The organism is Micromonospora sp. NPDC002296 (genome assembly GCF_040296145.1).
Taxonomy (GTDB): domain Bacteria; phylum Actinomycetota; class Actinomycetes; order Mycobacteriales; family Micromonosporaceae; genus Micromonospora.
On record NZ_JBEOWQ010000001.1, the window covers coordinates 132,730 to 157,657 of the forward strand.

21 protein-coding genes are annotated in these 24,928 nt (G+C 70.5%); 10 read left to right on the plus strand and 11 right to left on the minus strand.

Going from position 1 to position 24,928, the window contains the following annotated elements:
• Nucleotides 1-44: 44 nt before the first annotated feature.
• Both ABT023_RS00645 and moaC read right to left on the minus strand, forming a co-directional pair.
• The gene (locus ABT023_RS00645; RefSeq protein WP_350880182.1) at nucleotides 45-515 is read right to left on the minus strand and encodes a MogA/MoaB family molybdenum cofactor biosynthesis protein; all 471 of its coding nucleotides are present in this window, start codon (nucleotides 513-515) and stop codon (nucleotides 45-47) included.
• Nucleotides 512-1,003 (minus strand): cyclic pyranopterin monophosphate synthase MoaC, encoded by a 492-nt coding sequence (moaC, locus tag ABT023_RS00650; RefSeq protein WP_350880184.1) that lies wholly within the window; start codon nucleotides 1,001-1,003, stop codon nucleotides 512-514. Before moaC ends, ABT023_RS00645 begins: the two co-directional genes overlap by 4 nt.
• Nucleotides 1,004-1,682: 679 nt before the next feature.
• On the opposite strand from moaC, the gene ABT023_RS00655 reads away from it, so the two are divergent.
• The 4 genes from ABT023_RS00655 to ABT023_RS00670 are packed head-to-tail and all read left to right on the plus strand — an operon-like array spanning nucleotide 1,683 to nucleotide 6,625.
• A complete protein-coding gene (locus ABT023_RS00655; protein ID WP_350880186.1) occupies nucleotides 1,683-4,214 on the plus strand; it encodes a putative bifunctional diguanylate cyclase/phosphodiesterase in 2,532 nt (843 codons plus the stop codon).
• Nucleotides 4,211-5,563, plus strand: coding sequence for a glycosyltransferase 87 family protein (locus ABT023_RS00660; RefSeq protein WP_350880188.1), 1,353 nt, complete (start codon nucleotides 4,211-4,213; stop codon nucleotides 5,561-5,563). The genes ABT023_RS00655 and ABT023_RS00660 overlap by 4 nt, the downstream gene beginning before the upstream one ends.
• Nucleotides 5,560-6,195, plus strand: coding sequence for a phosphoribosyltransferase (locus tag ABT023_RS00665; protein ID WP_350880190.1), 636 nt, complete (start codon nucleotides 5,560-5,562; stop codon nucleotides 6,193-6,195). The genes ABT023_RS00660 and ABT023_RS00665 overlap by 4 nt, the downstream gene beginning before the upstream one ends.
• Nucleotides 6,196-6,214: 19 nt before the next feature.
• Entirely contained in the window at nucleotides 6,215-6,625 is a 411-nt protein-coding gene (locus tag ABT023_RS00670) for a TFIIB-type zinc ribbon-containing protein (RefSeq protein WP_350880192.1), read from the plus strand.
• A 63-nt stretch (nucleotides 6,626-6,688) separates the two neighbouring features.
• Here the strand turns inward: ABT023_RS00670 and ABT023_RS00675 are convergent, their stop codons facing one another.
• From ABT023_RS00675 to rpsF, 5 genes are all read right to left on the minus strand, one after another.
• Complete coding sequence (locus tag ABT023_RS00675; protein ID WP_350880608.1) at nucleotides 6,689-9,355, minus strand: replicative DNA helicase; 2,667 nt, start codon at nucleotides 9,353-9,355, stop codon at nucleotides 6,689-6,691.
• Between the two features lie 643 nt (nucleotides 9,356-9,998).
• Nucleotides 9,999-10,445 carry a 50S ribosomal protein L9 gene (gene rplI / locus ABT023_RS00680; RefSeq protein WP_350880194.1) on the minus strand — a complete coding sequence of 149 codons (447 nt, stop codon included), beginning with the start codon at nucleotides 10,443-10,445 and terminating at the stop codon, nucleotides 9,999-10,001.
• A 14-nt stretch (nucleotides 10,446-10,459) separates the two neighbouring features.
• Entirely contained in the window at nucleotides 10,460-10,699 is a 240-nt protein-coding gene (rpsR, locus tag ABT023_RS00685) for a 30S ribosomal protein S18 (protein ID WP_007073789.1), read from the minus strand.
• 41 nt (nucleotides 10,700-10,740) lie between these two features.
• Nucleotides 10,741-11,286, minus strand: coding sequence for a single-stranded DNA-binding protein (locus ABT023_RS00690; protein ID WP_350880196.1), 546 nt, complete (start codon nucleotides 11,284-11,286; stop codon nucleotides 10,741-10,743).
• Between the two features lie 88 nt (nucleotides 11,287-11,374).
• Nucleotides 11,375-11,665 carry a 30S ribosomal protein S6 gene (rpsF, locus tag ABT023_RS00695; RefSeq protein ID WP_120683045.1) on the minus strand — a complete coding sequence of 97 codons (291 nt, stop codon included), beginning with the start codon at nucleotides 11,663-11,665 and terminating at the stop codon, nucleotides 11,375-11,377.
• Between the two features lie 728 nt (nucleotides 11,666-12,393).
• On the opposite strand from rpsF, the gene ABT023_RS00700 reads away from it, so the two are divergent.
• Both ABT023_RS00700 and ABT023_RS00705 read left to right on the plus strand, forming a co-directional pair.
• On the plus strand, nucleotides 12,394-13,185 hold the full coding sequence (locus tag ABT023_RS00700) for a deoxyribonuclease IV (RefSeq protein WP_350880198.1): 792 nt from the start codon (nucleotides 12,394-12,396) through the stop codon (nucleotides 13,183-13,185).
• Complete coding sequence (locus ABT023_RS00705; protein ID WP_350880200.1) at nucleotides 13,182-15,377, plus strand: hypothetical protein; 2,196 nt, start codon at nucleotides 13,182-13,184, stop codon at nucleotides 15,375-15,377. Before ABT023_RS00700 ends, ABT023_RS00705 begins: the two co-directional genes overlap by 4 nt.
• 145 nt (nucleotides 15,378-15,522) lie before the next feature.
• Here ABT023_RS00705 and ABT023_RS00710 read toward each other — a convergent pair whose 3' ends face one another.
• A complete protein-coding gene (locus tag ABT023_RS00710) occupies nucleotides 15,523-17,031 on the minus strand; it encodes a glycosyltransferase family 87 protein (RefSeq protein ID WP_350880202.1) in 1,509 nt (502 codons plus the stop codon).
• Nucleotides 17,032-17,325: 294 nt separating this feature from the next.
• Here ABT023_RS00710 and ABT023_RS00715 point away from each other — a divergent pair, with 294 nt between their 5' ends.
• Nucleotides 17,326-18,099 (plus strand): AfsR/SARP family transcriptional regulator, encoded by a 774-nt coding sequence (locus ABT023_RS00715; protein ID WP_350880204.1) that lies wholly within the window; start codon nucleotides 17,326-17,328, stop codon nucleotides 18,097-18,099.
• Between the two features lie 70 nt (nucleotides 18,100-18,169).
• Here the strand turns inward: ABT023_RS00715 and ABT023_RS00720 are convergent, their stop codons facing one another.
• The 3 genes from ABT023_RS00720 to ABT023_RS00730 form a co-directional block, all read right to left on the minus strand.
• Nucleotides 18,170-18,637 (minus strand): DUF2690 domain-containing protein, encoded by a 468-nt coding sequence (locus tag ABT023_RS00720; protein WP_350880206.1) that lies wholly within the window; start codon nucleotides 18,635-18,637, stop codon nucleotides 18,170-18,172.
• Between the two features lie 224 nt (nucleotides 18,638-18,861).
• On the minus strand, nucleotides 18,862-21,690 hold the full coding sequence (locus ABT023_RS00725; protein WP_350880208.1) for a transglycosylase domain-containing protein: 2,829 nt from the start codon (nucleotides 21,688-21,690) through the stop codon (nucleotides 18,862-18,864).
• Between the two features lie 191 nt (nucleotides 21,691-21,881).
• Nucleotides 21,882-22,355 (minus strand): DUF5318 domain-containing protein, encoded by a 474-nt coding sequence (locus ABT023_RS00730; protein WP_350880210.1) that lies wholly within the window; start codon nucleotides 22,353-22,355, stop codon nucleotides 21,882-21,884.
• Nucleotides 22,356-22,530: 175 nt separating this feature from the next.
• Between ABT023_RS00730 and ABT023_RS00735 the strand changes: the two genes are divergently transcribed.
• The 3 genes from ABT023_RS00735 (at nucleotide 22,531) to ABT023_RS00745 (ending at nucleotide 24,907) form a co-directional block, all read left to right on the plus strand.
• Nucleotides 22,531-23,169, plus strand: a complete 639-nt coding sequence (locus tag ABT023_RS00735) for a PadR family transcriptional regulator (RefSeq protein WP_350880212.1) — start codon at nucleotides 22,531-22,533, stop codon at nucleotides 23,167-23,169.
• Nucleotides 23,170-23,192: 23 nt separating this feature from the next.
• On the plus strand, nucleotides 23,193-24,272 hold the full coding sequence (locus tag ABT023_RS00740) for an inositol-3-phosphate synthase (protein WP_350880214.1): 1,080 nt from the start codon (nucleotides 23,193-23,195) through the stop codon (nucleotides 24,270-24,272).
• A 104-nt stretch (nucleotides 24,273-24,376) separates the two neighbouring features.
• Entirely contained in the window at nucleotides 24,377-24,907 is a 531-nt protein-coding gene (locus ABT023_RS00745; protein ID WP_350880216.1) for a hypothetical protein, read from the plus strand.
• Nucleotides 24,908-24,928: the final 21 nt, after the last annotated feature.

Below are 24,928 nucleotides of genomic sequence, written 5' to 3' on the forward strand. Positions count from 1 at the left end.
CGCGCGCCGGCCCTACGGGCGGGACCACCCCGACCACCGGGCCGTCAGTGGTCGCCGCCGCGCAACTGGTCGACGGCGTGGGCCAGGATCGGGCCGAGCACCGCGAGGCCGTCGCGGGCGCCGCCGGTGGAGCCGGGCAGGTTGACCACCAGCATCCGGCCGACCACCCCGGCGACGCCGCGGGAGAGCGCCGCCGCGGGCACCTTCTCCCGGCTGTGGGCGCGGATCGCCTCGGCGATGCCGGGGATCTCATGGTCGAGGAGCACGCGGGTCACGTCCGGCGTCCGGTCGGTGGGGGTGATTCCGGTGCCGCCGCTGGTCAGCACGACGTCGATCCCGGCAGCCAGGGCGGCCCGCAGCGCCTCGCCGACCGGCTCGCCGTCGGGCACCACCACCGGGTCATCCACCTCACAGCCCAGCTCGCGCAGCCCGGCGGCGAGCAGCGGGCCGCTGGTGTCGGCGTAGACGCCGGCCGCCGCGCGGTTGGAGGCGACCACCACCCGGGCGCGGATCACGGCCGGTCCTCCGGCCGCAGCCAGCGGCCGGTCTTGCCGCCCTCCTTGCGCAGCACCCGCACCGCTTCCACCGACGCCGCCGGGTCGACCGCCTTGACCATGTCGACCAGGGCCAGGCCGGCGACCGCGACCGCGGTGAGCGCCTCCATCTCCACGCCGGTCCGGTCGGCGGTACGCGCCGTGGCGGTGATCTCGACGGTGTCGTCGGTCAGGGTGAGGTCGACCGTCACCCCGTGCAGCGCGATCGGGTGGCAGAGCGGGATCAGATCGGGGGTCCGTTTCGCACCCATGATGCCGGCGAGCCGGCCCACGGCGAGCGCGTCGCCCTTGGGCAGCCCGTCGCGGCGCAGCAGGTCGACCACCTCGGGGGTGGTCCGCAGCCGGCCGGCGGCCACCGCGAGCCGGCCGGTCACCGCCTTGGCGGACACATCGACCATGCGGGCCGCGCCCGCCGCGTCGACGTGGGTGAGCTGCGCGGGATCGGTCACGGTCGCGAGCCTATCGTCCGGTACGCCCCGGGCCCGGGCCGGCCGGGCCGGCCGGGCGGGGCCGGGGGCGGGCGGGGCGCCGACGAACGGGGCCCGAAACAAGCCGGGCCCCGTTCTCGCGGGAATGGGGTGCCGCCGCGGACCGGGCGAATGGCAGGCCCGGGAATTGATTGCTGCACCATTCGGTCACGCATATGTATACAAACTTAAACAAAAACCTGCAAAAGCGCGTCAGGCTCGGTACACCGAACGGACACCGGACCGTCATCACAATTCACCGCCCCGCCGCACGACCGCACCACGGGGTACCAACACCAGCGCAAACGGCTGTGGACGGACCGGGGAGAGACGGGAAGGAGGACCCCTCCGATAATTATGCCGAGAACTCGCAGGAGTTACGCTGTGGGTTTTCGCGCCAGAACGGTGAGTGACCTGAACGGTACTCATTAGCGCATTCTGCGCATATGGACATGCAATGCCACGAAGGCCCACCAAACGTCATAAGATTCGGCGTGTCAGCCAAGCCCGGGCAGGCATCGGTCGACGAAGTTCTTGAGACGAAAGGCGGGACCATGAAGGCTCACGACTGGCTCTGATCGAACTCTTCACCCGAGACCTGACCGGCCGTAAAGTCCGAGACACGCACTGCCAGGAATCACCGACGGCAGAGGGACCGGACGTGGCCGCGAGCGCAAGACGCGACAGTGAGACCGATCGGCGGCTTCTGCTGCTTGTCGGTCTCGTCGTGCTGTGCGCCGCCACCGCGGTCGTGCTCAGCCTGCGCGCCATCGGGTTCGACAGCCCGCCGAGCGCCCGAGAGCTCACCAGCGCGGCGACCGTGGCATTCCTCGTGGCGGTGGGCGCCACCGTGAACGTGCGAATCCGCATCCGGGCGACGACCCATGGCGTCTCCTGGACCGAGGTCGCGGTGCTCGTCGGGCTCGCGGTGGCACCGGTGCCCTGGGTGATCCTCGCGACCGGCCTGGGCGTCGGGCTCGTCCGGGGCATCCTCCGGGTGGCGCCCCTCAAGCTGGCGTTCGGCGTGGCGAAGGACATGGTCACCGCGGCCGTCGGCGGGATGGTGCTGCTGACGGTCGGCTGGAGCTGGCCGATCGTCGGGTCCGTCGGCCGGTCGATCTGGGCGCTCGTCGCCGCGTACCTCGTGGTCGTCGTCCTCGACGAGGTGCTGACCTTCCCGGTCATCGCCCTCGCCACCCGCACCCGCGTCCGCGACCTGTTCCGCGAGCACTACGACCTGCGCATCGCCAGCGCCACCGCCCGGTTCGCCGTCATCGTCTCCACCCTGCTGATCCTCAACAGCAACCCCAGCTTCCTGATCGTCGTGCCGCCGCTGGTGCTGAGCCTGCACCTCGCCTACTCCAGCCGGGTCCGCAACCGGGCGGAACGCGACGCCTGGCAGCGGCTCGCCCGCACCACCGACGCGCTCAACGTCGTCGACCTCGACAAGGTGCTCACCACCGCCGTCACCCAGGCCGCCGAACTGTTCTCCGCGGACGAGGTGGAGATCGCCCTGCGCGAGGGCACCCGGACCGTCCGCGGTGCCGCCGGCGCCCTCACCTACGACGGGCCCGCCGACCAGGTCGGTGCGGTGGACGGATCAGCCATCGAGGTGCCCCTCGAAGGATCCGACCGGGCCGTCGACATCGGCGCGCTGCGGTTGTGGTTCCGGGGCCCGGTCCGGCTCTCCGAACGCGAGCAGTACACCCTGCGAACCTTCGCCTCCGCGCTGTGCACCGCCGTGCGCAACGCCCAGGCGTACGCCGAGTTGGCCCGCGTCGCCGACGAGCACGCGTACGCGGCGACCCACGACGCGCTGACCGGCCTGGCCAACCGGCGGCACCTGCTGGAGCAGGGCACCGAGCAGCTCAACGCCCGGCACGCCGACGGGGTGACCGCGCTGGTGCTGATCGACCTCAACCATTTCAAGGAGGTCAACGACACCCTTGGCCACGCCGCCGGCGACCGGGTGCTCATGCAGGTCGCCGGCCGGCTGCGCGGCGCCGCCCACGGCGACGACCTGGTGGCCCGCCTCGGCGGCGACGAGTTCGCCGTGCTCCTGCGCGGCCTGCCCGCCCCGGCGGTGGCCGCCCACCGGGCGGAGGCGCTGCTCGCCGCGCTGCACGAGCCGCTCGGCCTGGACGGCATGCGGATCAGCATCGAGGCCAGCGGCGGCATCGCCGTCGCACCGGCCAGCGGCGGGGTCGCCGAGTTGCTGCGCCGCGCCGACGTGGCGATGTACCAGGCGAAGCGGGCCGGCCAGCGGATCTCCACGTACGCCCCGGCCCGGGACGCCGCCGACCTCGGCCGGCTCACCCTCGGCGGGGAGCCGCCCCGCGCGGTCGCCGACCACGAGTTCACCGTCAACTTCCAGCCGATCGTCGACCTCGCCACCGGCGAGGTGACCAGCGCGGAGGCCCTGGCCCGCTGGCACCACCCGGTGCACGGCATGATCGATCCGCTGCGCTTCCTGGAGGCGGTGGAACGCTCCGGGCTGCTCCCGGCGTTCGCCGAGGCGATCCTCGACAAGGCGCTGATCGCCGCCGACAGCTGGCGGGCGGCCGGCTTCGACCTGCCGGTGGCGGTCAACGTGTCGCCGCGCAACCTGCTCGACGCCCGTTTCCCCGGCGCCGTGCTGGCCCGGCTGCGCGCCCACGACCTGCCGCCGGACCGGCTGGTCCTGGAGCTGACCGAGACGCTGACCCTCAGCCAGCTCGACGTGGTCGACCGGGTGCTCAACCGGCTGCGCGACGAGGGTGTCCGGCTGGCCCTGGACGACTTCGGCACCGGCTACTCCTCGCTCTCCCTGCTCTCCCGGATCCCGGTCCACGAGTTGAAGATCGACCGCAGCTTCGTGTCCGTCATGGAGGCATCGGCGGAGGCCGCCGCCGTCATCCGGTCCACCCTCGACCTGGGCCGCAGCCTCGGGCTCACCGTGGTCGCCGAGGGGGTGGCGAGCGAGCCGCAGCGCCGCGCACTCTGGGAGCTGGGCTGCGCCGCCGGGCAGGGCCACCTGTTCGGCCGGCCCGTGCCCGCCGGGACGCTGCTCGCCACGCTGCACCGCGGGTTCGGCGGTCGCCCCGGCGCCCTCGCACCGCCGCTGCACGACGCGGGTGCCGTGCTCCGGCTCCCCTCCGGCCGCCGGCAGGGCGGCCGGGGCCGAGGGGAGCGTCTGCCACACTTGCCCGCGTGACCGCCGCCGACCGGACCACCCGCACCCCCGCGAGCTGGCGGAGGATCGACCGGGCCGCGGGCGGTCTGGCCCTCGACATCGGCCTGTACGCCGCGTCCGCCGCGTTCGCGGCTGTCACCGCAGCCACCTCCACCCTGCCGCCGCACCGCGCCTGGGGAACCGTCGCCGCGTTCGGGTACCTGCTCGCCGCCGTCGCCGTCGCGGGTCAACTGGCCGCCCGGCGACGCGATGCCGCCTCGTCGCTGGCCGGCCTACCCGGCCGCTGGGCGGTCACCGGGCTCGCCTGGGCCGCCACCACCGTGCTGCCGCTGATCCAGCAGAGCGCGCAGCGAGCGGGCGGCCGGACCGACCGGGCACAGGAGGAGGTGGTGGTCGTCGAGCACGCCGGCACCCGCCTCGTCGAGACCGGCACCCCGTACCTCGGACACGACGCGATCGCCGCGCTCCCCGCCGACGAGCGGCTGCTCGGCTACACCCCGTACCAGCCGGGGATGGCCCTGTTCGGCCTGCCCCGCGCGGTCGCGGACGGCTGGTGGACCGACGCCCGGCTGTGGTTCGCGGTCGCCACCGCGCTGGCCCTCGCCCTGGCGGTCCGCGCCCTACGCCCGACCGACCCGACCGACCCGACCGACCGGGCAGCGGCGGTGCTGCGGGGCGTCCAGGCGGCCACCGTGCTGCCGATCTGCGCCCTCACCCTGGCCACCGGCGGCGACGACCTGCCCGTGCTCGCCCTCTGCCTGCTCGCCCTCGCCCTCGCCGCCGTCGACCGGCCGGGCCGCGCGGGCCTGGCCGTCGGGCTGGCCGGCGCGCTGAAGCTCTTCGCCTGGCCGGTCGCCCTCGTCCTGATCGCCTGGGCGGCGACCCGGCGCTCCTCCGGGCGGCTCGCCGCCGGCGCGCTCGGCGTCCCGGCGCTCGCACTGCTCCCCGCGCTGCTGGTCGACCGGGACGCGCTGGTCGAGAACGTGCTGCGCTTCCCGCTCGGGCACGGCCTGGTCACCAGCCCGGCGCAGTCCCCGTTCCCCGGCCAACTGATCGCGACCGCCCTGCCCGCCGGCCGGGCGGTCGCCGCCGCGCTGCTGGTCGCGGTCGGCGTCGGGATCGCCGTCCGGCTGGTGCGCCGCCCGCCGCGCACGGCCGCCGCCACCGCCCTCATCTGCGGGTACGGACTGCTCGCCGCGATCCTGCTGATGCCGTCCACCCGCTTCGGGTACCTGCTCTACCCGGCCGCCCTGCTGGTCTGGGCACCCGCCCTCGCCCGCCCCGAGCCGGGCGGTCTCCGCCCACCGAACGGTCGTTCTCGCCGGACTGCCGACGCGGGCCCGCCGGCAGGGCGTACACCTGAGGAATGACGACGACCTACCGCGACCGGGAGGACGCCGGCCGGGTCCTCGCCGACCGGCTCGCCGAGCTGGCCGACCGGCCCGACATCACCGTGCTCGGGTTGGTCCGGGGCGGGGTGCCGGTGGCCCGGGTGGTCGCCGAGCGGCTCCGCGCACCCCTCGACGTGCTGGTGGTGCGGAAGCTCGGCATGCCGATGGCGCCCGAGGTCGCCTTCGGCGCGCTCGGCCCGAACGGGGTGCGGGTGCTCAACGAAGCGGTGGCCGCCCGGGTCGATCCGGGGGACGTCGCCGAGGTGCAACGCCACGAGCAGGCGGAACTGGAGCGCCGGGAACGCCGCTACCGGGTCGGTCGCCCCCCGCTCGACCTGACCGGGCGGACCGCCGTCATCGTCGACGACGGCCTGGCCACCGGGGCCACCGCCCGCGCCGCCGTCCAGGTGGCCCGGCGGCTCGGCGCCCGCCGGGTGGTCGTCGCGGTCCCGGTCGGCGCCGAGGAGGCGTACGAGATGCTGGTCGCCGAGGCCGACGAGGTGGTCTGCGTCCAACGGCCCGCCGGCTTCGGCGCGGTCAGCAGCTACTACGAGGACTTCCATGAGGTCTCCGACGACGAGGTGACCGACGTGCTCGCCGCAAACGGGTGACATCACCAGGTACCTTCGGATGATGCAGCTCACCTGTCCCAAGTGTCACGGAGACATGCGTCAGTACGAACGCAGCGGAGTCGTCATCGATCAGTGCGGCGAGTGCCGGGGGATCTTCCTCGACCGCGGCGAACTGGAGAAGTTGTTCGAGGCCGAGGCGAACTGGAACCGGCAGCAGCCGGCGGGCGCCCCGAACCCGGCACAGCGCCCCCAGGCGCCCGGCGCCTACCCGCCGCCACCTCCGCCCGCCCACCAGCCACAGCAGCCGGGGTACGGCGCGGTTCCCCCGCCGCCTCCGCCGCCCGTGCACGGCTACCCGCCCGTCGCCCCGGCGTACGGCGGGCACGGCCAACAGCAGCACCACGGCTACCACGGCCACTACCGCCGCAAGAAGAAGCACGGCGGCTTCCTCGGCGAGTTGTTCGACTGACGGACGTGTCCGGGGCCGGCCGGTGGTGTTGCCAGCCGGTCCCGGGATCGCCCCTGGGGTCGGTCAGACGATCGCCATGTCCACGAAGCGGGAGAGGTGAAGTTGCGCGGCCACGGTGATGGAGTCGGTCGGACCATTTCTGTGTTTGGCAACAATAAAGTCCGCCTCGCCCGCGCGTGGCGACTCCTTGTCGTAGTAGTCATCTCGATGTAGAAGGATTACCACGTCCGCATCCTGCTCGATGGAGTTGTGGGTGGCAATGCCGTTGGCGACGAAGTTGTGCGTGCCGAGGACGGTCGCGTCGTACACGTCAAGCTCACCGATCGACTCAATTGAGACGATCTCGTCCCAGAAGATGTCGTTGGTGGCGTGCAGCTCAAGGTCCACTGAGTCGAGGACCGCCGCAATCTTCGCCAGCCTGGATCTGCTGGGTGCGTGTTTCCACAGGGTGCTGCCGCAGAACTGGGTTCCGATCGCCTTGGCGAACTCCCGATGGCTCATGCCCTGGTCGACGAGGATCCTACGGACCTCCGACCACACTTCCGTGGGCACGGTGTCAACGTTGGTATTACTCTCCCGCTCCGCCAGCGCGCCCAGCAGCGCCGCGCAGTTAGCCGCCCGCTCGCCGTGCACCCCGATCTCACGGATAAAACGAAGCTGGTCATCCCGGCCTGAAATGTCGAGCGTGTACTGAGGCCGGTGCCGCGCGACAGGTACGGCCTTGAGACGGGCGGTTATTCCATACCGGAGTAGAAGTCGGGAGATGTCCTCCAACATACGTCGGCTGGTCGAGGAGAAGTAAACCCTGCCACCGCGGCCGGACTTGTTGAGGAAGACGGATCCGTCGGTCGCCCACAGATGGCGGAGGAAGGTGGTGATCTGCTCCTTGGGCAGGCCGAAGACCGTCTGCGGCACGAACTTCTCGTGAGACCTGAGGCCGAACAGCCCGAGACCGTCCAACCATTCGGCCACCGGATTCCGGCGGCCCCTGGCCAGTCGATGAGGAGCAGGCAGGCGCAGGGTGGTCACCCGGGCGGCGGCGTAGTCGTCCCGGACAGCGGAGATGCCGAAGTGCTTCGCCGCATCCGCAACGGCCTGCAAATTCTGTTCGTCGCAACTGGCGTACCGAATCGGTTGTCGCCGGACGAACGAGCCGTCACCGAGCAGATGGGCCAGCAGGACCACCTCTTCCTCAGGCCAGGGCCTAGTGGCGAGCGGCGGCGGGATGTGCCTCGGCGTCGCGATACGCGCCCCGGCGGCCAACTCTCTCAGCGGCACCCAGCCAGCAAAGTTCAGGAAGGGGTGGTTGGCCGTGGCCTCGATCTGCTTTCCCGACGCCAGTGTCATCCGGAACACCTCGCGAGTGCCGCTCGGAAAGACGTGGGTCATGGTGCGGGGGGCGTAGCGAAGGTTCTCGTCGAGCGCCCAGACAGGAACTTCCTTAACCTCACCGGCGAGAAGTTCACCCAGCGTCACCTCTGCGTTGTTGTCCGCGCGGAGGAGCCTGGTCTCGGCGGTGAGGCAGCCGGATTCACGCAGATCGGACAACTGGGGTCGCTTGTCGGTGCGCTGCTCCGGGCCACGGTTGAGCTGACTCACCGCGATCACCGGGCACTCGACCTCCTTGGCGAGCAGCTTGAGGCCACGCGACAGGTCCGCGACCTCCTGCTGCCGGCTCTCGGTGCGCTTCGGCGAGGTCATCAGCTGGAGATAGTCGACCACGATCATCTTCAGGTCGTGCTTCTGCTTGAGCCGGCGCGCCTTGGCCCGGATCTCCATCAGGTTCATGCTCGGCGTGTCGTCGACGAAGAGCGGGGCCTCGCTGATCTCGCCCATGCAGCGGGCCAGCTTGGTCCAGTCGTCGTCGGAGAGCTGGCCGCTGCGCAGCACGTGCAGCGGGACCCGGGCCTCGGCCGAGAGCAGTCGCATGACGATCTCGACCTTGCTCATCTCCAGCGAGAAGATCGCCGCAGCCTGGTTGGCCCGGATGGCCGCATTGCGGGCAAAGTCCATGCTAGCGGTGGATTTACCCAAACCGGGCCTGCCCGCCACAATGATCAACTGTCCGGGGTGCAGGCCGTTGAGCAGCCGGTCCAGGTCGGTGAAGCCGGTCGGCACGCCGGTCATCATGCCGCCCTGGGCGCCGACCGCCTCGATCTCGTCGAGCGTCGGCTGGAGCATGTCGGCCAGGACGGCGAAGTCCTCGTTGACCCGGCGCTCGGTGATGTCGTAGACGGCCTGCTGGGCGAGGTCGACGATGTCGTCCACGTCCCGGCTGCCGTTGTTGCCGGTGCCGTACCCGAGCTGCACGATCTTCGTTCCGGCCTCGACCAGCCGGCGGAGCACCGCCCGTTCCCCGACGATCCGGGCGTAGTAGGCGGCGTTCGCGGCGGTCGGCACGCTCGCGATCATCGTGTGCAGGTACGGGGCCCCGCCGATTCGGGCCAGGTCGCCGGAGTCGGCCAGGGCTGCGGCGACGGTGATCGGGTCGGCGGGCTCACCCCGTCCGTAGATGTCGAGGATGGCGTCGAAGACGGTGGCGTGCACCGGCCGGTAGAAGTCGTGGGACTTCAGGATCTCGACGACGTCGGCGATGGCGTCCTTGGACAGCAGCATGCCGCCGAGAACGCACTGCTCGGCGGCGACGTCCTGGGGCGGGGTCTTCTCGAACTGGCCCTCCCGCTGGGAGGGGGCTGGTGGCTGGCCACCGCCTCGTGGCTGCGTCCGCATGTCGTCGGCGACCGACACGGGTCCCCCCTCCGCTGCGTCGGTTCGAACTATCGGTCCGCCGCCGGGCACGGCGACTTCCGATCGGACCGGTCGGGTCGATCGGGGGTCATCGCACCGTCGGTCGAGAGGCAACCATACGGAACCCGAGGTCAGCGACTCAACCACGCCGGTGGACGAGCCTTGGGACAACCTGTGGACACCGGTGGACAACATGTGCGCAGGGTGTGCACAACCTGTGGACAACCGCTGGGGAATTCTTCCACACAGCGCCCTGAACTGGGAAAACTCCACCCACACCCTGTGGATAAGAAATTCCCGGCGAGTTTCTCCGATCCTCGCCCCGCACGGCCTCCGGCAGGCGGCTGCACCTACGTCGCGCCGCGCCCCGGTCGGGCCCCTTCGGGCCAGGGCGGAGGCCGTCCCGCCCCCGGGTCGAGCTGGTCGGCGGTGCGCAAGCAGTCGGACACCCCGCGGCCCGGCGACGGTCCGCGACCGTGGGGTTGGCGGCGGTGGTCGGGGGTGGGCTCTCGACGGTGCTGATCAGCGCCGTCGCCGGTCAGCGGGTCGGCTCACCGGGGCCGCACCATGCGCGCAGGGCCCGCACCGGCGTACCGGTGCGGGCCCTGCGCGTGGTGCTTCGGTGTCAGCCCTGGACGACGTTGAGGTCGAACTTGGCGGTCACCTCGGGGTGCAGCTTGATGCTGACCGGGTACGCACCCAGCGACTTGATGTGGCTGGGCAGTTCCAGCCGCCGACGGTCGAGGGTCGGGCCGCCGGCCGCCTTGACGGCGTCGACGATCTCGGCCGGGGTGACCGAGCCGAAGAGCCGCCCACCGTCGCCGGCGCGGGCCTTCAGGTTGACCTTCAGGCCGTTGAGCTGGGCCTTGACCTCGTTGGCGTGGTCGAGGCCGCGGATCTCCCGGGCCGAGCGGGCCCGCTTGATGACCGTGACCTGCTTCTCCGCACCCTTGGTCCAGACGATCGCGAAGCCCTGCGGCAGCAGGTAGTTACGGCCGTAGCCGTTCTTCACCTCGACGATGTCGCCCGGGGCACCGAGGCCGGACACCTCCTGAGTCAGGATGATCTTCATGTCGGTGCCTCCTCTCAGCGGGCCGTGGCCGTGTACGGCAGCAGCGCCATCTCGCGGGCGTTCTTGACCGCGCGGGCAATCTGCCGCTGCTGCTGCGAGGTCACGCCGGTCACCCGTCGAGCGCGGATCTTGCCGCGGTCGGAGATGAACTTGCGCAGCAGCGCGGTGTCCTTGTAATCGATATAGGTGATCCCGTCCTTGTCTAGCGGGTTCACCTTCTTCTTTGGCTTGCGAAGGGCCGCAGCCTTAGCCATTGACCGTGCTCCTGGTTTGCGATCGCGGGCGCTCGGCGCCATTAGAACGGGGGCTCCTCATCAAAATTGCCGCCACCCGAACCGCCGCGCGAGGGAGCTGGTGCGGCCGAGGCCCAAGGGTCGTCGAAGTTGCCTCCGCCGCCGCCCTGGGCACCACCACCGCCGCCACCGCCGCCACCGAAGCCGCCGCCACCGCCACCGGAGCGGGACATCTTCTGCACCTTCGCCGTGGCGTAGCGCAGCGACGGGCCGATCTCGTCGACCTCAAGCTCGATGACGGTGCGCTTCTCACCCTCGCGGGTCTCGTAGGACCGCTGACGCAGCCGGCCCGACACGATCACCCGGGCGCCGCGCTGCAACGACTCGGCGACGTGCTCGGCGGCCTGACGCCAGACCGTGCACGCGAGGAACAACGGCTCGCCGTCCTTCCATTCGCCGGACGCCTTGTCCATGAACCGGGGCGTGGAAGCGACCCGGAACTTGGCGACCGCGGCCCCCGAGGGGGTGAATCGCAACTCAGGGTCATCGGTCAGATTGCCGATGACCGTGATGGTGGTGTCTCCTGCCATGACCATCTCCTCGCGCACTCATCGTTCGCCGTACAGGCTCTCAGAGCCCTACGACAGCGTCGATGAAGCTGATCCGGGTGAACCGGGTGAACCGGATTGAACGCTGTTAGCGCATCTCCGGACGGATGACCTTGGTGCGCAGCACGGACTCGTTGAGCCGCAGCTGACGGTCCAGCTCGGCCACCGCCGCAGGCGTCGCCTGCAGGTCGATGACGGCGTAGATGCCCTCGGCCTTCTTGTTGATCTCGTACGCGAGGCGCCTACGGCCCCACACGTCGGTCTTCTCCACCGAGCCACCCGCGGTCCGGATCACGTTCAGGTACGTGTCGAGCGACGGGGCGACGGTGCGTTCCTCGAGGCTGGAATCGAGGATCACCATGATCTCGTAATGACGCAAGACGTGCTCACCTCCTGTGGGCTAAGCGGCCACGGTCCTTCCGCGGCAGGAGGTCGTGCGTCTGCCCGCTCCAGGACCGGGGGAACCCGGCCGGGCGCGGACAACCGGACCAGAATACCCGGTCGGAACGATCATGCCCGGGCAGGTCGGCCACTCCCGGCGGGCCGGCGGCGGGCACGGCCGGCCGGGCGACTGATCCGGCGGCACGGAGGGCCGCACAGGACGGGGGTCCGGTCCGACGCTGGCGTCGGGCCGGACCCCCGTCACGAGGCCGCGGGGCGTCCCGTCCGCATTCCTTGGGTGGGACCTGGGGAGGAACGACCACACCGATGAGGTTGGATCGCGACGCCCCGCGGAGCTTCATCGTGTTGTTATCTGACGGTACAATGACATTCATCCCGTGTGGGGCTGATTTGAACTTTTACCCAGAATTCCGCAGGTCGCCTCGGGCCGGATGGCACCGTGCTGAGTGACACCGGCCGCCGGGCCTCCTTCACGCGTCGGATCCCGCTCCGGCCGGGCCGGTCCCAGGTCGCCCCATGGCCCGCGCCCCGGAGAATCACCGGCGCCCGGGAGAGTCGACCGTCGATCCCAACCGGACCAACGACCACCCCCGCCCCGGGTGACGCCCGCCCACCGGCGCCGCCCCTGGCGGCGCCGTACCGGATGCCGCCGCCCGGGCGCACCGTCACCCCCGCGCGTCGGTGCCGCGACGTAGGCTCGCCTCCATGCGTATCGGAGCCCACGTCGATTCCGCCGACCCGCTGTCGGAGGCGGCCGCCCGGGCCGCCGAGGCCGTGCAGTTCTTCCTCTCCGACCCACAGGGCTGGAAGGCCCCGCAACCACGGGAGGACGTCGACCGGCTGCGGGCCGCCGACGTCGACCTCTACGTCCACGCGCCCTACGTCATCAACGTCGCGACGCTGAACAACCGTATCCGCATCCCGAGCCGGAAGCTGCTGCTCGGCCACGCCACCGCCGCCGCGGGGGTCGGTGCGAAGGGCCTGATCGTGCACGGTGGGCACGTCAATGCGGGCGACGACCTGGCGGTCGGCTTCGACAACTGGCGCAAGACCTTCGCGTACGCGGCCGAGAACGGCGGTTTCGCCCTGCCGGTGCTGATCGAGAACACGGCCGGCGGCGACAACGCCTGCGCCCGTCGCCTCGACGCGCTGGCCCGGCTCTGGGACGCCGTCGGCGAGTACGAGGTGGGCTTCTGCCTGGACACCTGCCACGCACACGCCGGGGGTGAGGAGTTGCTGGACCTGGTCGACCGGGTCAAGGCGACCACCGGCAGGATCGACCTGGTCCACGCCAACAACTCCAAGGACGCGTTCGACTCGGGCCGGGACCGGCACGACAACCTCGGCGGCGGCCGGATCGACCCGGAGTTGGTGGTGGCGGTGATCCGGGCGGCGGACGCACCGGTCATCGTGGAGACCCCGGGCGGGGTGGACGGGCAGGGCGCCGACATCGCTTTCCTGCGCGACCGGCTCGGCGCGGGAAGCCCGGCGGCATGACGACCGAGCGGGCCGGCGCCACCGACGAGGACACGACCGGCGGAAGTCCGCTGGTGGACGGTGCCGCCGTGAAGAGCCCGGACACCGCCACGAAGGGCATCGGGGACGACGGGGCGGCCGACGACGAGCAGACGACCGGCAGCGACCGGGCCGACGCCGGCCGGAAGACCGCCGACGCGGGACAGCACGCCGAGCCCGCAACGGGGGACGACGACGGCAACGCCGGCATCGCGAAGGACGGCATCGCTCAGGACGACGCCGTCACCAAGTCCGCGGACACGGACGCCGCCAAGGGCGGCGACACGGAGAAGGACGCCGACAAGAAGGAGTCGGCGGACAAGGACGCCGGAACGGCGAAGGCCTCAGACAGTAAGAAGGCGGACAAGGACGGCGGCACCGCGAAGGACGGCGACGGTGCGAAGCCGGACCGGTGGGAGGCGTTCGCACCCGCTCCGGAGCGGGTGCCCGGGCGGGTGGGGCGCGTCCTGCGGGCGGTCGGCCGGTTCCTGGTCCACGAGTGGACCCTGGCCGTGCTCGCCTCGCTGGCCCTGGCCGTCGCGCTCACCTGGCCGACGCTGCGCTACCCCCTCTACACGCTCCCTCAGGACTACTGGGACCCGAGCCTCCAGGCCTGGCAGATGGCCTGGTCGGGCCACGTCCTGCTGACCGACCCGGCACAGCTGTGGCAGTCCAACACGTTCTTCCCGGACCCGTGGAGCTTCGCGTTCTCCGACACCCTGCTCGGCTACGCGCCGGCCGGCATGATCGGCAGCGGCCCCGAGGCCGCCCTGCTGCGGTACAACATCATGTTCGTGCTGGCCCACGCGCTGGCCACGCTCGGGGCGTATGCGCTGGCCCGGCAGCTCGGCGCGGGTCGGGCCGGCGGGGCGGTGGCCGGGGTGAGCTACACGTACGCCCCCTGGCTGCTCGCCCAGGCGGGTCACCTGCACATCGTGTCCAACGGCGGCATCCCGCTGGCGCTGGCCATGCTGGCCCGGGGGCACGGCTGGTCGCTGCGCCACGGCTACCGCCCCGAGCGGCGGCACGCCGGGTGGGCGTACGCCGGCTGGTTGGTGGCCGCCTGGCAGCTCAGCCTGGGCTTCGGCATCGGGCTGCCGTTCGCGTACGTGCTGGCGGGAGCGACGCTCGTCGCCGCCGTGACGTGGTTCATCCGACGGCGGTCGAACCCCCGGCCGTTCGGGGCCCGGCTGCTCGTCGCCGACGTGGTCGGCGCGTTGCTCTTCGCCGGGGTGGGCGGGCTGCTGGCCATTCCCTTCTTCAAGGTCGCCGAGCTGCATTCGAACGCGGCGCGGACGCTCGCCGACATCAGCGTCTACTCGCCGCCGTTCTCGGGCTTCTTCACCGCCCCGGGGGAGTCCCGGGTGTGGGGCGGCCTGCACGAGGGCGCGCGGTCGGTCCTGCCCTGGCACCCGGAGATGACCCTGCTGCCGGGCTTCGTGCTGTACGCGCTCGCCGCGGGCGGGCTGTTCTTCTCGGTGTGGCGGCTGCGGCACCGGCTGCTGCTGCTCGCCGGGGTGGTGGTGACGATGGTGCTGGCGATGGGCACCCGGTTCTTCGGCGGCACCTTCACCTACGGGCTGCTGTTCGAGTACCTGCCCGGCTGGAACGGCCTGCGCACGCCCGGGCGGATGATGCTGTGGACGACGCTGCTGCTCGGGCTGCTCGCCGCGGGGGCGGTCAGCGCCTTCGCCGTCCGGGTTCGGGAGTGGGCCGCCGAGCGGGTCCCGCCGTGGCCGGGTCCGTGGCTGCGGCTGGCCACGGTGCTGCCGCTGCTGCTGGTGGTCGCCGAAGGGCTGAACAGCACGCCGCATCCGGTGGTGCCGGCCCAGCCCGCCGCGATGCGGTCGGTGGACGGCCCGATGCTGGTGCTGCCGAGCAGCCAGAACCTCGACCAGCCGGTGATGCTGTGGTCGACCAGCAGGTTCCAGGACATGGTCAACGGTGGCAGCGGCTTCACCCCCGTCCGGCAGGCCGAGATCCGGCAGGTCGCGGAGAGCTTCCCGGACCAGGCGAGCGTGACCTACCTGCGCGACCTGGGCGTCCGCAACGTGGTGGTGCTGCGCGACCGGATCGTGGGCACGCCGTGGGAGACGACGATCGATGTTCCGGTCGATGCCCTCGGCATCACCCGTGAGGAGATCGAGGGCGCGGTGGTCTACCGCCTCACGTAGCGGAGATGTGCCCTCGGGGAACCGCGATCCTGCAACGTCCGGATCGCCGGGTCCCCTGGGACCCGGTTCGGGAGAAGACGGCGCGGCCTGCGGGCTCGCCTCCCCGGCGAATACGTAGGTGTCATGCCTTTCGGAACGGGCGGGCTCAGGCGGTGCCCGGTACTGATCCGGCGACGGCGTCCGTCGATCGCCGACGCCCGCGGAGGTACCACGGCGCGTCCGGGGCACCGTCCAGCACGCCACCGTCCGGGTCGTCGTCGTACGTCTGCCGCACCACGTCCCGCTCCGGCCGCAGGATGTCCTTGACCACCAGGACGCACAACAGCACCACCGTGCCGAGCCGCAGCGACGAGGCGAGCACGAAGACCCCCTCGGGAAAGACCGGCCGGCCGGTGCCCGCGCCGAGCAACTCGCCGTAGAAGGCGACGAAGTAGCATGCCTCGGCGAACTGCCAGGCGAGGAAGGCCCCCCAGCGGGGACGGGCGAGCACGGCCAGCGGCAGCAGCCAGAGCACGAACTGCTGCGACCACACCTTGCTGAAGATCAGAAATGCGGCGACCACCAGGAAGGAGAGTTGCGCCAGGCGGGGCCGGCGGGGCGCCACCCACACAAGCGCGGCCACGCCGAGGCAGGCCAGGCCGAAGAGGGCGTACGAGAGGTAGTTGAGGGTGGGGATGTTGGCGTTCAACCACTCGAACGGCCCCTGCTCGCCGGGCGCACCGGTGTTCACCTTGCCGTCCAGGAACCGCCCGATGTACCAGAGGGTGCCCCAGTCGATCGGGCGGGTGGTGTTCAGCTCGAAGAAGCGGTCCCAGTTGTCTCGGTATGGAATGGCCGCCGGCAGGTTCACCGCCACCAGAGCCACCACGGCGGTGGCGAGTGCGGTCAGCGCGGCACGGAGCCGACCCGCGCGCAGGGCGAGCACCAGGATCGGCCCGAGGAGGAAGAGCGGCCACATCTTCGCGGCACCGGCCAGTCCGAGCAACACCCCGGCCAGCGCCGGGCGTCGTTTCGCCCAGGCCGCCAGTCCGAAGGCGGCCAGCCCGATGGCGAGGAAGTCCCAGTTGACCGTGGCGGTCAGAAAGAGCGCGGGAGCCAGCGCGAACAGGGCAGCGTCCCAGGGTCGTCGGCGACGCAGGGCAAGGATCACCGCCACGGTGGCGACCGCGAGTGCACCGAGGGTCAGCGCGTTGACGTTGTAGAACCACCGCCCCTGGTTGAGCTGCGGGTTGTCGACGCCGAGGGCGTGCACGGGCAGGCCCAGCGCGCCCATCATGTAGCCGGTGAGCACCGGATACTCCACCGGGTGGTCCCGGTAGGGCACCTTGCCCTCGTTGAGCCCCTCGGCGTAGTAGAGGGCGAGCACATCGGTGTAACAGAGTCGGGTGTACTGCACGTTGTTCTGCCAGGCGCCGTCCTGACAGGGCGACTTCTGCACCCAGTGCAGAGCCAGCGTCAGGCAGGCGAGGGCCAGGACGATCCGGGTTGCCGTCCAGAACCGTCGCTCCCGGCCGGCGGCGCGATCGAGGGCCACCGCGTGGTCGCCGAGTGGTCCACCGATCACCTCCGACGCGCCTCGGACGAATCCATCCGAGCGGGACGGGTGGTCGGTACTCCCGGCGTCGTCGATGCCGACCGTCGGCTGGGTGCTCATGGGCAGTAATCCTGCCGTACATCGGCCGTTCGGACTAGCACCCAGGGGCTTACCAGGTCAACTGCCTCAATCCGGCAGAAGCACCATCGCTCTCGTTCAGGGGGAGTTTTGGTGCGCATCACTGGCTGAACCTTGACTGACATCGAGTGAAAGCTATGCTAATCGAGACCATGCCTGAATCAGGGCTAAGGTATGCAACAACGGGGGAAAGTCTTGGAATTTCAGTTTCTCGGCCCGCTGATAATCAGATCGGGCCGGTCATCCGTGCACATCTCGGGAGACCGAAGTCGGGCAATGTTCGCCGCGCTCCTCGTGGACGCCAATTGCGCAGTCTCCGTCGAAAGACTGATCGACGTCGTATGGGACGAAAATCCCCCGGCGACCGCTCGTCAGCAGATCCAGAACCGGCTGGGAAAAATGCGTTCGTTCCTGCTTCGCGGCAGTTCGGCGCAGCGCATCGTCCGGCTCGGCAGCAGCTACACGCTGGAAGTCCCGGAGGACAAAGTGGACGGTCTCCGCTTCCGTGGCCTGTGCGCCGAGGCCGAGGCCGCTCGGAGAAGGCAGGACCTGGAGCACGCATCCGCGCTGCTGCGACACGGTCTCGATCTCTGGCGGGGCAGCGCGATCCAGGGCGTCGAGTCGCTCGCCCTCGAGGCCGACGCCAGGCGGTGGGACGAGGCCCGGTTGCGCGCGGTGGAAGACGTGGTGGACATCGACTTCGCCCGGGGGAGAAAGGTCGGAATGATATCCGACCTGCACGCCTGGGTCGGCGTGTACCCCTACCACGAGGGTCTGCACTGCCGGTTCGCCGAAGCCTTGTACGAGGCCGCTCGCACCGTCGAGTCACTCACCGTGCTACGCGATCTGAAGAAGCGACTCAGCGACGAGTTGGGCATTCGACCGGGCCCCGCCGTCACCCGGCTGGAGCGGCAGATCCTGGACGGGGAGGGCTCCATAACGGACCGTCCCCGGCCCCTGCAGATTGACAGGCAGGCCGCGGAGGCGCTCCGCCAGGCCCTGACCGAGACGACCAGGGCCCTCGCCATCCTGGCCAAGGCCCTGGCCTGAGTCCCGCGTCGCGAGGACCGCCCACCCGTGCAGGGTGGACGGTCCTCGTGGCATCGAGATCGACCGGACGTCAGTCGGTGCAGGCCTCCATCCACTCACCGAACGGTGCGTAGTAGAACTGCAGGCAGGCTCGCGGGTTCTGGTTGGCTGCGGCCATCGGCGTCCAGCCCGTCTCGCCCGCGTAACCCGCCAGGTCCTTCTTGTAGTTGACGCTGTTGCCGCGGATCCACGCGGTCGACGCCCCTCCCGGATAGTTCGTGTACCGGGTCCAGTACGCCTGGCAGGTCGACGAGTACCGCAGCTCGATGAAGATGCTGTTCTTGGCCGTCACGGAATCCGTGGTGACGCCGCTGCAGCCCATCGCGTTCGGGTCCTTGCCATTGCAGGAGTAGTACGAAGAGCTACCGCCGTTGCGGCAGACATCCGGATCCGCATTCGTTCCCGCCGTTGCGCCACCCGGAGTGGCAGCGAGAGCAGTGGCCACGACCGCTACGGCGGCGAGAACGTTCCGCGCCCGGCGGAGAGGGGAGGTGATCATGTGTTACTCCTTGTGAGGTGGACGACCAAAGGTAGGTCAGCTCACCATCAACCGATCATCGATCAGGCATAGGCCGATCACCATCCAGGCATAGATGCGCAAGCAACGGCCGGACACCCTCTTGGTCAGGGACCGGCATCGTGCGGCCCGACGGCGGAGGCAACGCACGGCGGCCGGACGTGGTGTCCGGCCGCCGTGCGGCGTCGATGCTCAGCCCGGTCCGCTCACTCGCGGGCGCGGGGCCCGACGGTGGGCCGGGTGTCGGGCGGGTTGCCCGGAGTTCCGGGGTTACCCGGGCCTCCAGGGTTACCGGGAGTCTGCTGGCAGAAGATGTTCAATGGGTCGCAGTTCGGCTGCCCCGGCTGCTCCGGCTGCTCCGGCGTGGGCTTTGGAGCCGGCTCGGTGCCGTTGCCGGCGTCCTGGTCGCCCATCCCGGTGACCGAGGGCAGACTCTCCTTACCCTCGCCGTCGAGCGCGGCGTTCATGTACCGCTGCCAGATGGCGCCGGGAAGCGTGGAGCCGCCGATGTCCTTGCCGTCCTTGTCCTTGATCTGCGGCCTCCGCGAGTCCTTGCTGCCCACCCAGACGGCGGTGGCGATCTGTGGGGTGTAGCCGACCATCCAGGCGTGGGCGTTGTCCTTGCTGTCGTATTCCCAGGTGCCGGTCTTGCCCGCCGCCTCCCGGCCGTTCTCCAGCGACCGGCTGTTGTGAGCGGGGATCTGCTTGAGAACGCTGGTGACCTCCTTGGCCACGTCCGCGCGGATTCGCGGCTGGGACTTCAGCTTCTCCCCCTTGAGCACCTTCCACTCGCCGGTGTCCACGTCCTGCTTCTCGACCTTCATCACGAAGTGGGCCTTGTTGTATCTGCCGTTGTTCGCGAGCGTGGCCAGGCCGTTGGCGTGGTCCAGCACCGTGATCGGGTACTGGCCGTAGCCGATCACGTTGTCGAACTTCTTCGGTGCGAGATCCTTCGAGTCGTTCTTGGCCAGGTCATACGCCTGCGGCGGGTCAACCGTCCACAGCGTGCTCACGCCGGCCTTCTTGGCCATGTCCACCACCGACGACGGCTTGATCTTCTCCGTGACGTGGAAGAACGGCACGTTGTACGACTGGACCGTCGAGTACTCCAGGGTGCACCACTTGCCGCAGGTCTGGCTCACGTCCCGGTTGGCGTTCTGCACCGGCTGGTCGTAGCCGCTGGGCTTGAACGGGGTGGCGTCCCAGTGCGACTTCACGGAGATGCCTGCGTCGATCGCGGCGGCCAGCGTGTAGACCTTGAACGACGAGCCAGGCGGATGTCCGCCGGTGAGGGCGCCGGTCTTTTCGTCGATGTTCTTGCCGGCATAGTCGAAGCCCACGCCGCTGTCACCGCCGTAGTAGGCGAGCACCCGGCCGGTCTTCGGCTCGATCGAGACGACCGCCGCCATCAGGTTCTTCGGCTGATCGGCCAGCTCCGAGTTCTTCTTGCTCCGCATGGCGGTGTTCTCCGCGGCGGTCTGGAGCTTCGGGTCGATGGTGGTCTGGATCCGGTAGCCGCCCTCACGCAGCGCGTCGACGCAGCCGATCTTGCCGGCCGCCCCGGAGTTGGTGCAGAGCTCCCACTGCTCCATCTCATCGCGGACGTAGTTGATCACGTTGCCGCGGGAGGTGCCCACGCCGAATGCGGCCGAGCCTGCGGCCTTCGGGCTGAGCGTCTTCGGGTACTGCGCGTCGGTCGGTCGTTGTGGCTTGTTCGGGGCGTTGATCCAGCCCTTGGCGGCCATGCCGTCGAGCACGTAGGTCCACCGCGACCGCGCGTCTTCCGGGTTGTCCGCCGGGTCGTAACCCTTGTGGGTCTCACTGGCGACCGGCTGCTTGATCAACGCGGCGAGCACCGCGGCCTGCGCCACGGTGAGCTTCTTGGTCGGCACCCCGAAGTAGGTCTGCGCCGCCGCCTCGATGCCGTACGCGCCGCGCCCGAAGTAGATCACGTTCAGGTAGTGCTCCATGATCTCGGCCTTGGTGTAATCCTCGCTGAGCTTGGAGGCGAGGATCGCCTCCTTGACCTTCCGGGCGTACGTGTCGTCCTTCAGGCTCGCGTAGGCGTTGCGGGCGTACTGCTGGGTGATGGTCGAGGCGCCCTGCTTGTCGCCGTTGGAGAGGTTGTTCCAGGCGGCCCGGGCGATGCCCTTGTAGTCCACGCCGGAGTGCTCGTAGAAGCTCTGGTCCTCCGCCGCGGCCACCGCGTCCTGCACGTGCTTCGGGATTTCGTCGATCTTGACGAGCTGCCGGTTCTGGTCGCCGAGCTTGGCCAGGACCGTCTTGTTGTCATTGGCGTACACCGTGGTGGACAGCGGCAGCGGCAACTGCTCGGGCAGCACGACCGTGGTCGAGTAGTAGGTGAAGCCGACGACCCCGATACCGGCCAGCATGATGAAGATCGCGAAGCTGGCGATCAGCATGTTGATCCGGCGACGCTTCTTCGCCCGCGCGATCTTGTTCGGGTCGCCCGCGCCGCGAGCGCCCCGCCCAGGCCCCGAGGGCCCGCCGGGGCCCCCCGGCCCGCCCGCACCGCCGCCGGAGACCGGGGCCACCCCGGCCCGGCCGACGGTCGCCCGGCCGGCGAGCCCGCCCACCGCCGCGGACCCGACGCTCGCCCGCCCGGCGGAGCCGACCCCGACCGAGGCCCGCCCGGCCGGGGCGCCGCCGGGCGCCGGGGAAACGGGCACCGAGGCGCGACCCGCGCCGGCCCGGCCGGCCGCCGGGGCGCCGGGGACCGGCACCGAGGCCCGGCCCGCACCCACGCGCCCGACCGAGGCGGACCCCACCGAGGCGGAGCCGGCGACGCCGCCGCGCGGCGGCGGCACGGATGCCGAGCCGCCCACCGAGGCGCGTCCTCCGGCGCCCCGGGGCGCGACCGAGGCACGGCCGCCCTGTGCCGTACCCTCTGGTGACCAGCCGTTGCCGCGGGCGTCGTCGCCGCGGGCGTGCGCGTCGGCCGTGCCTGGGTCGCCGTTGGCGCCCGGGATCTGGGCCCGCCCGCGCGAGGAGCTGGGATCGCCGTACGAGTTCATTCCTCACACCCTGCCGGTCGCGGTGGGACGCGTTCGCGCCGCCACCGGGTTGCCGTGAGCTGAAACACGCGACGTCCCCGCCCGAGCGTGTCGGGTCGGGGGCGTTACTTCAGGATCAATCGGGCCAATCAGGCCAAAGGGCTGTCGGTCGTCCCGTCTTCTCCACACCGGGTCAACCGAACCAGCTGGGTTCACCGTTGCGCCTCTCGCCTCCGCCGAACGGCCGGGCCGACACCCGCGGCAGAGGCGGCCGTGCCGCCCACCGCGCCCTGCTCCGCCCCGGCCTCCGTGTCACCGGCCAGCCCGTCCCGGCCGAGCAGGTACTGCTCGACGAGGTGGTTCCAGTCGCAGCCGAGGCACACCTCCACCACGAAGACCTGGAACTCACGCAGCGTCATCGCCAGGACGGGCAACTCGGTCAGAGTACGCGCCTGCCCGGCGGACTGCTTGAGCTCGTCCCCGTAAATGTAGTGGACGTGGGTGAGGTTCTCGCTGCGACAGATCGGGCATCGGTCCTCGGTCGGTTCCCCGTGGAACCGGGCGGCGTTCTTCAGGTACGGGGAGGCGTCGCAGACATCGTACGTACCGACCCGGCCGGCGAGGAGTTCGCGCAGCACCGCCCGCTTCCGGAGCGAGTAGTCGACCACCTGGCGCTGCGTACGCATGCGGAGAAGGGTACGCGGTCGGGCCCGACGAGGCGACCACCGTCACATTGCGTTACCCCGGAAACTCGCTTCGAAGGGTTTGCCCTGATCCTGGGTGAGCCGCTAACGTGCGATGTATCGGTCCGATACATCGCGGTGGTTACGCCCACGCGTCAGGGGTAAGAAGGGGTGGCCCGTGCTCGAGCTCGCCATCCTCGGCCTCCTCCAGGAGTCCCCGATGCACGGCTACGAGCTCCGCAAGGAGCTCGCGGCCAAGTTGGGCGCGATCCGGGCGGCGATCAGCTACGGCTCGCTCTACCCGACCCTGCGCAGGTTGCAGGCGGCGGGATGGATCACCGAAGCCGCCGAGGCACCCGCGACCGCCGAGGAGGTTCCCGCGCTGACCAGCCGACGAGGTCGGGTGGTCTACAAAATCACTGCGGAGGGCAAGGAACGCTTCGCCCAGCTCATCGGGCAGGCCGGTCCCGAGACGTACGACGACACGGGCTTCGGTGTGCACTTCGCGTTCTTCGCCCGCACTGACCAGGCGACCCGACTCCGCATCCTGGAGGGTCGCCGCCGAAAGATCGAGGAGCGTCGCGAGGGTCTTCGCGACGTGCTGGGCCGGGCGGCCGAGCGCCTCGACGCGTACACCCTGGAACTGCAACGCCACGGTCTCGACGCCTGTGAGCGCGAGGTCCGCTGGCTGGAGGAGCTCATCGCCAACGAGCGCTCCGGCCGTGCCCCGACGATCCCGCGAGCCGGGATGGTTGGCGGCCGACGAGATAACGACAGCCCGCCTCCGCCTGGAGAGTCCAGGAAAGAGCGGCCGTGATGAAGAAGAAGGAGGCAGACGCTATGGGCTCCGTCCGCGTCGCCATCGTCGGTGTGGGAAACTGCGCCTCGTCCCTCGTGCAGGGCGTGGAGTACTACCGCAACGCCGACCCGAACGACCGCGTCCCGGGTCTCATGCACGTCACCTTCGGCGACTACCACGTCTCGGACGTGGAGTTCGTAGCGGCGTTCGACGTGGACGCCAAGAAGGTCGGCATGGACCTCGCGGAGGCGATCGTCGCCAGCGAGAACAACACCATCAAGCTCTGCGACGTGCCGCCGACCGGCGTCAGCGTGCAGCGCGGCCCGACCTTCGACGGTCTGGGGCAGTACTACCGCGAGATCGTCGAGGAGTCGGACGCCACTCCGGTCGACGTGACGCAGACGCTGCGCGACGCGCAGGTCGACGTCGTCGTCTGCTACCTGCCGGTCGGTTCCGAGCAGGCCGCCAAGTTCTACGCCCAGGCCGCGATCGACGCCGGCTGCGCGTTCGTCAACGCCCTGCCGGTCTTCATCGCCTCCGACCCGGCGTGGGCGCAGAAGTTCACCGACGCGGGCCTGCCGATCGTCGGCGACGACATCAAGAGCCAGGTCGGCGCCACCATCGTGCACCGCGCCCTGGCGAAGCTCTTCGAGGACCGCGGCGTCGAGCTGCTGCGCACGTACCAGCTCAACTTCGGCGGCAACATGGACTTCATGAACATGCTGGAGCGCAAGCGGCTGGTCTCGAAGAAGATCTCGAAGACCCAGTCGGTCACCTCGCAGATCCCGCACGAGATGCAGAAGAGCGACGTGCACATCGGCCCGTCGGACCACGTGCCGTGGCTCGACGACCGCAAGTGGGCGTACATCCGCCTGGAGGGCCGCTCCTTCGGTGACACCCCGCTCAACGCCGAGCTCAAGCTCGAGGTGTGGGACTCGCCGAACTCGGCCGGCGTCATCATCGACGCCGTCCGGGCCGCGAAGATCGCCCTGGACCGGAAGATCGGCGGCCCGATCCTGTCGGCCTCGTCGTACTTCATGAAGTCCCCGCCGGTGCAGTACTCCGACCACGACGCGCACGCCGCCGTCGAGTCCTTCATCAAGGGCGAGGTCGAGCGCTGACGCGCTGACCACCTGCACCACCGCGAGGGCCGGGTCCATCGGGACCCGGCCCTCGCGCTTCGCGCCCAGCGCCGCTTCTCCGGCGCGGCAGTGAGGAGCAACCCGTGGATTCTTCGCAGATCGTCGCCCAACTCGCGCACCGGGCCCGCGACACCCCGTACGCGGTGACCCCCGTTCCGGGCGGCGCGCGGGTCGGGTTGGCCGTGGCCGACATGCGCTGGCGCACCCTGTTCCACCGCAGCGGGCTCACCGTCGAGCACGCCGTCGTGCTGCGGTTCGACGACGCGAAACGGATCTACACCCGGCAGCAGGAGACCCGGAGGCTGAGCTACCGGTTCGGCATCGACGGGCAGGTGATCGGCGCGTCCCTGAGCGCAAGCGTCTTCAAGGGCACCCAGATCAACTTCCGGCACGGTGCGGTCGTCGGCCGCCACGACGACGGCAGCCTGGTGCGCGGCTACCGGTTCGACTCCCGCGAGCTGACCTCGTTCGTTGACTCGGTGCTCGTCCCGTCGGGGTGGAGGCGGGCCATGGACCGGAGTACGAAGGTCGGGCTTGTCGCGGGGATCGTGGGGGGCGGGATCGCGGTGCTGACGCTGATCGGCCTGGGCGTCGCGATCCTCGTCACGGGCTGAGCCGACCCCGCCGACCCACCC